Annotated in this window: 9 protein-coding genes; 7 read left to right on the forward strand and 2 right to left on the reverse strand. The window is 70.9% G+C overall.

The window, feature by feature from the left end:
- Both VGT06_02900 and iolB read left to right on the forward strand, forming a co-directional pair.
- On the forward strand, positions 1 to 612 hold a 612-nt coding region (locus tag VGT06_02900; protein ID HEV8662083.1), incomplete at its 5' end, for an ABC transporter permease subunit.
- Positions 613 to 616: 4 nt separating this feature from the next.
- Positions 617 to 1,408, forward strand: coding sequence for a 5-deoxy-glucuronate isomerase (gene iolB / locus VGT06_02905; protein HEV8662084.1), 792 nt, complete (start codon positions 617 to 619; stop codon positions 1,406 to 1,408).
- A gap of 11 nt (positions 1,409 to 1,419) precedes the next feature.
- On the opposite strand, the gene VGT06_02910 is transcribed toward iolB, so the two are convergent.
- Both VGT06_02910 and fbp read right to left on the reverse strand, forming a co-directional pair.
- Positions 1,420 to 2,454, reverse strand: coding sequence for an ATP-dependent 6-phosphofructokinase (locus tag VGT06_02910; protein HEV8662085.1), 1,035 nt, complete (start codon positions 2,452 to 2,454; stop codon positions 1,420 to 1,422).
- Between the two features lie 80 nt (positions 2,455 to 2,534).
- Positions 2,535 to 3,641: a fructose-1,6-bisphosphate aldolase/phosphatase gene (gene fbp, locus VGT06_02915; protein ID HEV8662086.1), complete on the reverse strand. Its 1,107-nt coding sequence runs from the start codon at positions 3,639 to 3,641 to the stop codon at positions 2,535 to 2,537.
- Between the two features lie 256 nt (positions 3,642 to 3,897).
- Here fbp and glpX point away from each other — a divergent pair, with 256 nt between their 5' ends.
- From glpX to VGT06_02940, 5 genes are all read left to right on the forward strand, one after another.
- The gene (gene glpX / locus VGT06_02920) at positions 3,898 to 4,854 is read left to right on the forward strand and encodes a class II fructose-bisphosphatase (GenBank protein HEV8662087.1); all 957 of its coding nucleotides are present in this window, start codon (positions 3,898 to 3,900) and stop codon (positions 4,852 to 4,854) included.
- A gap of 42 nt (positions 4,855 to 4,896) precedes the next feature.
- Positions 4,897 to 5,427, forward strand: a complete 531-nt coding sequence (locus VGT06_02925; GenBank protein ID HEV8662088.1) for a gamma carbonic anhydrase family protein — start codon at positions 4,897 to 4,899, stop codon at positions 5,425 to 5,427.
- Positions 5,428 to 5,436: 9 nt separating this feature from the next.
- A complete protein-coding gene (gene hisS / locus VGT06_02930; protein HEV8662089.1) occupies positions 5,437 to 6,726 on the forward strand; it encodes a histidine--tRNA ligase in 1,290 nt (429 codons plus the stop codon).
- Positions 6,716 to 8,485 carry an aspartate--tRNA ligase gene (gene aspS / locus VGT06_02935; protein ID HEV8662090.1) on the forward strand — a complete coding sequence of 590 codons (1,770 nt, stop codon included), beginning with the start codon at positions 6,716 to 6,718 and terminating at the stop codon, positions 8,483 to 8,485. The genes hisS and aspS overlap by 11 nt, the downstream gene beginning before the upstream one ends.
- Before the next feature lie 4 nt (positions 8,486 to 8,489).
- Positions 8,490 to 9,192, forward strand: a 703-nt coding sequence (locus VGT06_02940) for a C-terminal binding protein (protein HEV8662091.1), incomplete at its 3' end; no start/stop codon positions are given.

Below are 9,192 nucleotides of genomic sequence, written 5' to 3' on the forward strand. Positions count from 1 at the left end.
GCCGTGGCCGGGACGGTGACCGCGCTCGCGCTCCTCCTCGGCTTTCCGGCCGCCTGGGTCCTGGCCCGGCGCGACTTCCGGGGCAAGGGGGCGCTCCTGCTCCTGTACTTCCTGCCGCTCCTCATCCCCCAGATGACCTACGGGATCCCCCTCGCGACCACTCTCTACCGCTACCACGTCGGCGGCACGATCGTCGGCGTGATCCTGGCCAACCTGGTCCCGATGCTCCCGCTGGCGATCTTCGTCCTGCTCCCGTTCTTTGAGCAGATCAGCGTGAACCTGGAGTGGGCGGCGCGGGTGCACGGCGCGAGCCGGTTTCAGGTCTTCCGGCGGGTGGTCCTGCCGCTGGCGGTGCCGGGGCTGCTGACCGCCGGGCTGCTCATCCTGGTCAACACCGTGGCGAACTTCGAGCTGACATTCCTGCTCTCGGGCGCGGGCTCCCAGACCCTGGTGGTCGCGCTCTACTACGCGGTCTTCGCGGCCGGGATGCGCCCGATCTACTCGGTGGACGCGATGGCCGTCATCTACATGGCGATCGTCCTGGCCATCCTGCTGGTCGCGCTCCGCTTCGTCCGCCCGACCCAGATGATCTTCCGGCTCGATCGGGGGTAGGCGCATGAAGTTCCTGGTCCAGTACGCGCCGAGGGAGGGCTACGCGCCGGTCATCCGGCGCGGGAGGGAAGACATCCAGTTCCTCGAACTGGGCATGCTGAACCTCCCGGCGGGGGGAAGGTACCGCAGCAAGAGCGACGGCGAGGAGATCTGTCTGGTCCTGCTGGGAGGCCTCGCCAACGTGCGGGCGGGGGGCGTGCGCTTCGACGCGATCGGCGGGCGGGCGGACGTGTTCGCCGGGCGGGCCACGGCCCTGTACATCCCGCCCGGCTCTCAGTTCTCGATAGAGGCGGTGAGCGCGGTGGAGGCGGCCCTCTGCCGGGCCCCCAGTGACCTCGCCGGGGAGGCGCGCCTCATCGGCCCCGAGAAGGTGAAGGTGAGCATGCGGGGGCGCGAGGGGTTCGAGCGGGAGGTCCACGACATCCTCGACCCGGCTTTTCCCGCCCAGCGCCTCCTGGTGGGCGAGACCTTCAACCGGGCGGGGGAGTGGTCCTCCTACCCGCCCCACAAGCACGACCGGGCCGCCTACCCCGAGGAGTCGAAGATGGAGGAGGTCTATCTCTTCAAGGTGGACCCGCCCCAGGGCTTCGGGCTGCAGCGCTTCTACAGCCCAGAGCGGGGCGTGGACACCGCGGTCATCCTCCAGAACAACAGCGTCACCCGGATCCCCTGGGGCTACCACCCGGTGGCCGCCGCGCCCGGCTACCGGCTCTACTACCTCTGGATGCTGGCCGGCGAGGATCGCAACTATGCCCTCGCCGACGACCCTGCCCACGCCTGGGTGAAGGCAGGGTAGGGGCCCGCCCGCTACCCGAAGAAGACGCGGGCGATGTCGTAGAGCTCCATGTCCAGGGTCTTCAGACGCTTGACGGCGTCGGCCAGGGGGACGGCGACGATCCGGTTCCCCTGCAGGGCGACCATCTTGCCGAAGTCGCCGGCCAGGACCAACTCGACCGCCCGGATCCCGAAGCGCGTCGCCAGGACCCGGTCGAAGGGCGTGGGGGAGCCGCCCCGCTGGACGTGCCCCAGGATGGTGACCCGGGTCTCGATGCCCGTCCGGCGCTCGATCTCCTCGCTGACCACCGTGCCGATGCCCCCCAGGCGGACGTGCCCGAAGGCGTCCACCTTGTCGGTGGCGGTCACCTGCACCCCCGAGTCCTTCGGCTTCGCCCCCTCGGCCACCACCACGATGCTGAAGTCCTTCCCCCGAGCCTTCCGCCTCTGGACCAGCTCGGACACCTCCTCGATGTCGAAGGGGACCTCCGGGACCAGGATGCAGTCCGCCCCGCCGGCGATCCCGGAGACGGTCGCGATCCAGCCGGCGTGCCGCCCCATGACCTCGACCACCATCACCCGGTGGTGCGATTCGGCGGTCGTATGGAGCCGGTCGATCGCGTCGGTGGCGGTGGTGACGGCGGTGTCGAAGCCGAAGGTGTAGTCGGTGCAGTCCAGATCGTTGTCGATGGTCTTGGGGATCCCCACCAGGTTCACGCCCTGCGCCGCGAACTTCAGGGCCACGCCGAGGGTATCCTCGCCCCCCACGGGGATCAGGGCGTCGATCCGGTGCGCCTTCAGGCTCTCCAGAACCCGCCGGGGCCCATCCTCCTTCTTGAAGGGGTTGGTCCGGGAAGTCCGGAGGATCGTCCCGCCCTTGGGCAGGATGCCGGAGATGTCGTCCAGGCCCAGGGGGATGAGGTCCCCCGTCATCAAGCCGAGCCAGCCCTCCCGGATGCCCAGCACCTCCAGGCCGTGGTGCCCCACCGCCTTCCGGACGACCGCCCGGATCACCGCGTTCAATCCCGGGCAGTCGCCCCCTCCGGTCAGAATGCCGATGCGCTGGATGCTCACCGCGGTCCTCCTCCCTCAAAAAAAGGGCGGGGCGCCGCTTGCTGGCACCCCGCCGCACAACCGTCTGGCGCGCGCTACTCCGCCCGGAACCGGTCCTTGAGCCGCCCCATGATGGCGGGCATCGTGGTGTACTCCATGTCCTCCAGCGGCAGCCGGTGGGGCTGGAACGGGCCGTGGCGCCGCATGTACTCGGCGATCTCGTTCGCCTTGGCCCGGGCGCCGTCGTAGGCCGGGTCATCGAACAGGTCCACGGGGCCGATCAGCTTCCCGTCGGCGATCTGGTAGCCGGCGGCCACGACCCGCGGCGGACCGTCGAAGCGGGTCGGGTTGGCCATGTCAAACCGGCAGGGCATGAGCGGGCCGTGGTGGGAGCCGCGGTTCCACCCCTCGACCAGGTGCGGGAAGGCAAAGGCCTCCATCACCTCGCCGACCCCGGGGAGCCCGGCCTGCGCCCGCACGAACATCACCGGGTCGTCCTTCCCGACGTACTTCCCGGCGATGTGGGCCAGCTTCTGGGTGGAGGCGACGGCCGCCGGCTCCCCGTCCACGTGCCGCCGGACCATCTTGATCGCGTAGCGGTTCACCGCCCCGAGGAACATCAGCAGGTCGTAGAGTTCGGCCGGGCAGGAGAGGGTGATGGTGGCCGCCTTGACCAGGTCGAGGACGACGAAGTCGAAGCCCTCGTGCATCTTCGGGTCAATGATCAGCCCGGCGTTGCAGAACGGGTCCGCGAAGATCCGGTAGAGGGGGAGGTTCCAGGCGCCGGGCGCGCACTTGTCGGCCATGAAGACGACCACCGGCTCGCTCGGCCGCTCGACGAACTCCATCTCGGCCACCCCGGGCCCCATCCCCTTCACGTTGCCCGAGAAGGCGTCCACCAGCAGGTCCTGGCCGGCCCCATACAGGTGGAGCTTCTTCGCCACGCCGGTGCAGGCCATGAAGGTGTCCCAGGCCAGCTTGTGGATCTCGGTGGCCTCCGGCCCCCGCCGGTGCGTCATGACGAGGTTGATGTCATCGCCGACGCGCATGGCCTGGCCGTCAATCAGGGTCCCCTTCTTCACCGCGTCCTTCAGGCACTCCTGCGCCGTGGCCATCAGGTCCGGGTGGACGCGGTTGTGACCACAGTAGCTCCCCACGTCGGCCTTGATGACGCTCAGGGTAAGTGTTTTCGCGTCCGCCATGGCTCCCCTCCTTCAGTCCGACTGATCGACATCGAACGAAACCCCGGTGGGGGTTGGGCAGGTCGAATAAGGCGGTTGGGCCACCATCCGGCCGCAGGCCTACTACGCGAGTGGTCTCCTTGTACCACAGAACCCGGCGCGGTTCAAGAGCCTATTCCCGGCCTGCCCCTTGACACCCCGAGCAACGCTGGCTAGACTTCGCTCGCTTTCGCCAGCGAGGCGCGCGCCGGAGACCCTGCGCGCCGGGGAGGGGGGCGTGGAGCGGAACCTGGCCCTGGAGGTGGTGCGGGTCACCGAAGCGGCGGCGCTAGCCTCCGCCCGGTGGATGGGGCGGGGGAACGAGAAGGCCGCCGACCAGGCCGCGGTGGACGCGATGCGGCGGGCCTTCGATGCCGTCTCCTTCAGCGGGACGGTGGTCATCGGGGAGGGGGAGCGGGACAAGGCCCCGATGCTCTACATCGGGGAGCGGGTAGGGAGCGGCGCCGAGCCCGAGCTCGACGTGGCCCTGGATCCCCTGGAGGGGACCACGATCGTCTCCCAGGGGCGGGCCAACGCGATTGCGGTGGTGGCGATCGCCGAGAAGGGCTGTTTCCTCCACGCCCCCGACATCTACATGGAGAAGATTGCGGTGGGCCCCCGGGCCCTCGGCGCCGTTGACATCACGGCCTCCCCCGCCGACAACCTCCAGGCCATCGCCGACGCGATGAAGTGCTATGTCGAGGACCTCACGGTCGTCGTCCTCGACCGCCCCCGGCATCAGGACCTGGTCCGGCAGGTGCGCGAGGTCGGCGCCCGAATCAAGCTGATCCAGGACGGCGACTTGTCCGCAGCCGTGGCCACCGCCTTCGAGCAGTCCGGAGTGGATGTCCTCATGGGGATCGGCGGTGCCCCGGAGGGGGTGCTGGCGGCGGCGGCGCTGCAGTGCCTGGGTGGGGATATGCAGGCGCGCCTCAAGCCGCGCAACGAGGAGGAGACACAGCGGGCGCTCGGCATGGGGGTCAAAGACATCCAGCAGGTCTTCAAGATCAGCGACCTGGCCAAGGGTCCCGACATCATGTTTGCCGCCACCGGGGTCACCGACGGGGACTTTCTGAAGGGGGTCCGGTTCTTCGGCGGGGGGGCCCGGACCCATTCGGTGGTGATGCGGTACCGCTCCGGCACCGTCCGCTTCATCGAGGCCGCCCATCGGTTCGACCGCAAGCCCATCTATTGAGGGGCGCCCGCCCGCCGCGCCCTTCCCCCCCGAGGGCCCTCCGTGATCCGCGCCTACCGGGGTATCGCCCCCCGGGTCGCCCCGACGGCCCTCGTGACGCCGGTCGCTGACGTGCTGGGAGATGTCCTGCTCGGGGCCGGGGCTGCCTGCTGGCCGGGCACCGTCCTGCGGGGGGACGTGCACTTCATCCGGGTGGGGGCGGGGAGCCAGCTCCTGGCCGGGACGGTGGGGCACGTGACCGGGGGCCGCTTTCCCCTCGAGATCGGCGCCGGCGTGGTGGCCGGACCCGCCGCGGTCCTGCACGCCTGCGTCCTGCAGGACCGGGTCACGGTGGGGGCGGGGGCCGTGATCCTCGACGGGGCCGTCGTGGAGGTGGGAGCCGCGGTGGTACCCGGGGCCGTGGTGACGGCCGGCACCCGCATCCCGCCTCACGTCCTGGCAGCCGGCGTTCCCGCCCGCGTTCTCCGTCCCCTGACCGCGGAGGAGCGGGAGCGCCTCGCGGCCGGCGCGGCGGCCTGGCAGGAGTACGCCGCCCGCTTCAAGGCGACGGCCCGGCCCGTCCCGATCGCCTGAGGAGACGCCATGGCGCGCGGGAAGTCCGCCATCCGGGGGATCCGGGGCGCCCCCGACCTCCTGCCCGAGCAGATGGCCGCCTGGCATCGGGTGGAGGCGGTGACGCGCCGGCTCATGGCCGCCTACGGGTACGAGGAGATCCGGACCCCCGTCTTCGAGAAGACCGATCTGTTCATCCGAAGCATCGGCGCCGGGACCGACATCGTCGAGAAGGAGATGTACACCTTCGAGGACCGGGGCGGGGAGTCCCTCACCCTGCGGCCGGAGGGGACGGCCCCGGTCATCCGGGCGTACCTGGAGCACCGCCTGGACACGCGCGGACCCCTCTTGAAGGTGTACTACCTCGGCCCCATGTTCCGGCACGAGCGGCCGCAGGCCGGTCGCTTCCGGCAGTTCCACCAGATCGGGGCCGAGGCGATCGGGCTCGGCACGCCGGCCGTGGACGCCGAGATCCTGACCCTCCTTGCCCACCTTTTCGAAGCCCTCGAGGTGCGCGGCCTCGTCCTCGAGCTCAATAGCATCGGCGACGCCGTCTGCCGCCCCGCCTTCCGGGAGCGCTTCGCCGCCTACATGCGGAGCCGCCGGGCGGAGCTCTGCCCCGACTGCCATGTCCGCCTGGAGCGGAACCCCCTGCGGATCCTCGACTGCAAGGTGGAGCGCTGTCGGGCGGTGGCGGCGGAGGCCCCCAAGCCCTCTGCCATGCTCTGCGCCGCCTGCGAGGAACACTTCCACGAGGTGCAGAGCCTCCTGGCCCTGCTGAAGATCGACTTCACCCTGAACGACCGCCTGGTGCGCGGCCTGGACTACTACACCCGGACCACCTTCGAGTTCGTCAATCCGGAGTTGGGGGCCCAGAACGCGGTGGCCGGAGGCGGGCGCTACGACGGGCTGGTGGAGGAACTGGGCGGCCCGCCCACCCCGGGGATCGGGTTCGCCGTCGGGATGGAGCGGCTCGTCGCCTCCCTCCCCAAGGGGGAGGGGGCCGGCGCGGCGGCCACCTCGGGGGTCTTCGTGGCCGCCCTCGGCGCGGAGGCCTTCCGCTCCGGGCTGCTCCTCCTCCAGGACCTCCGGCGCCGCGGCGTCCGGGCGGGAACCGATCTGGAGGGGCGGAGCCTGCGGGGCCAGCTCCGGGCGGCCGATAAGGACCGGTATCGCTTCGCCGTCATCCTGGGCGATGACGAGCTGAAGGCCCGGGAGGTGGTGGTCCGGGACCTGCGAAGCGGCGAGCAGGCCAAGGTCCCCATCAGCCGGGTCGTCGAGCACCTCGCGGGGGCGCTGGAGGGCGAGGGTGGGGGCTAGGCGGACCCACTACTGCGGGGCGGTCCGGGAGAGCGACGCCGGGCGGACGGTCCGCCTCGTCGGCTGGGTGCAGCGCCGGCGGGACCACGGCGGCCTCATCTTCGTGGACCTCCGCGACCGGGAGGGGCTCGTCCAGGTGGTCTTCGGCCCCGAAACCGGGCCGGCGGCCCACGAGGCGGCCAAGCGGCTGCGCGGGGAGTTCGTGGTCGCGGTGACGGGGGAGGTGGTCCGGCGCCCGGCCGGCACCGCGAACGCCGCCCTGCCCACCGGTCAGGTCGAGGTGCGGGCCACTGCGGCCGAGATCCTGAACGAGGCCCGGACTCCCGTCTTCCCGATCGAGGAGGACGCGAGCGTCGCCGAGGACCTTCGTCTGACCTACCGCTACCTGGACCTGCGGCGTCCCCCCCTTCAGCGGAACCTTCGGATCCGGCACCGCGCCTACCAGGTGGTCCGGGGCTACCTGGCCGGCCAGGGATTCCTCGAGATCGAGACGCCGGTCCTCACGAAGAGCACGCCGGAGGGGGCCCGGGACTACCTGGTCCCGAGCCGCGTCACCCCCGGGAGGTTCTATGCCCTCCCCCAGTCCCCGCAGATCTTCAAGCAGCTCCTGATGGTGGCGGGGTACGACAAGTACTTCCAGATCGTGAAGTGCTTCCGGGACGAGGACCTCCGAGCGGATCGGCAGCCGGAGTTCACGCAGATCGACGTGGAGATGGCCTTCGTCGACCGGGAGGACGTCCTCCAGGCCATGGAAGGCTTGATCGTGGAGCTGTTCCGGGAAGTGAAGAGCGTGACCCTCGCCACCCCCTTCCGGCGCCTCCCCTACGGGGAGGCCCTCGCCCGGTTCGGCCTGGACAAGCCGGACCTCCGTTTCGGCCTCGAGCTCACCGACGCCAGCGACCTCTTCCGGGACTCGGGCTTCAAGCCCTTCGCCGAGGCCGTGGCCGCGGGAGGCCACGTGAAGGGGATCCGGGTTCCGGGCTTCGCCGAGCCGCTGACGCGCAAGGTCATGGACGAGCACACGGAGTTCGTGAAGGCCTTCGGCGCGAAGGGCCTGACCTCGTTCAAGGTGGGCTCGGAAGGCCTGACCTCCCCGGCGGGCAAGTTCCTCACGCCGGAGGCGCTTGCGGCCCTGGCAAGGCGGTTCGGCGCCGAGCCGGGCGACGCCCTCCTCCTCCTGGCGGACCAGCCTCCCACCGTGGCCGAAGCGCTCGGCCGGCTCCGCGCAAAGATCGGGCACGAACGGGGGCTCATGGAGGGCGAGGGCTTCGAGGTCTGCTGGATCACCGACTTTCCGCTCCTGGAGTGGAACCCGGAGGAGCGGCGCTACCAGGCCATGCACCATCCCTTCACCGCCCCGGTGGACGAAGACCTCCATCTCTTCGACACCGCCCCGGAGAAGATCCGGGCCAAGGCCTACGACCTCGTCATCAACGGGCACGAGGTGGGGGGCGGCTCCATCCGGATCCACCGGCGGGAGGTCCAGCAGAAGATGTTCGACGCGCTCGGGTTTACGCCGGAGCAGGCGCGGGAGCGGTTCGGCTTCCTGCTGGAGGCCCTGGAGTTCGGGACGCCGCCCCACGGGGGGATCGCGTTCGGCCTCGATCGGCTCGTCATGCTCCTGACCGGGGCGGCCTCCATCCGGGATGTCATCGCCTTCCCGAAGACCCAGCGCGCGGTGGACCTGATGGCCGGCGCCCCCTCGGGTGTGACGGCAGAGCAGCTCAAGGAGCTGCACCTGAAGCTGGACCTGGACTAGCCCCGTGCCACCCCTCGTCATCATCACCGACCTGGACCATCCGGGCGTCGCGGAGGAGGAGGCGGAGCTGGCTCCGGTCGGCGCGCGCCTGCTGGTCGCCCAGTGCCGGACGGAGCAGGACGTCCTGGCCTCTTGCCGCGAGGCGGACGGTCTCATCGTCCAGTATGCCCCGATCACGGCCGCGGTGTTCACCGGGTTGCCCCGCCTGCGCGTGGTGGCCCGCTACGGCGTCGGGGTGGATACGCTGGACGTGGCGGCCGCCACGGCGAGGGGGGTGATCGTGGCCAACGTCCCCGGGTTCTGCACCGAGGAGGTCGCGTCACACGCCCTGGCGTTCCTGCTGGCCTGGCACCGCAAGGTGGTCCGCTTCGAGCGGGCCGTGAAGGCCGGGCGCTGGGACTTCGCCCTGGCCGGGCCGACCCCCCGCCTCCGCGGGCAGGTCCTCGGGATCGTCGGGGTCGGTCGGATCGGGAGCGCCCTCGCCCGCATGGCCGCGCCGCTGGGTCTCACGACCTGGGGGCACGACCCCTACCGGTCGGAATTCCCGCCGAGCGTCCGGCGCGTCCCCCTCGACGAGCTGGCGGCCGGGGCGGATTACCTGAGCGTGAGCTGCCCCCTCACGGCGGAGACCCGCCACCTGATCAATGCCGCGGTGCTGCGCCGGATGAAGCCGACCGCCTTCCTGATCAATACCGCCCGGGGCGCCG

This window comes from Candidatus Methylomirabilis sp., from assembly GCA_036000645.1.
Lineage (GTDB): Bacteria > Methylomirabilota > Methylomirabilia > Methylomirabilales > JACPAU01 > JACPAU01.

Excerpts from the sequence above, each read along its gene's own strand:
- hisS (HEV8662089.1), top strand. The coding sequence starts at position 5,437 with ATGGCGCGCGGGAAGTCCGCCATCCGGGGGATCCGGGGCGCCCCCGAC.
- iolB (HEV8662084.1), top strand. The coding sequence starts at position 617 with ATGAAGTTCCTGGTCCAGTACGCGCCGAGGGAGGGCTACGCGCCGGTC.
- fbp (HEV8662086.1), bottom strand. The coding sequence starts at position 3,641 with ATGGCGGACGCGAAAACACTTACCCTGAGCGTCATCAAGGCCGACGTG.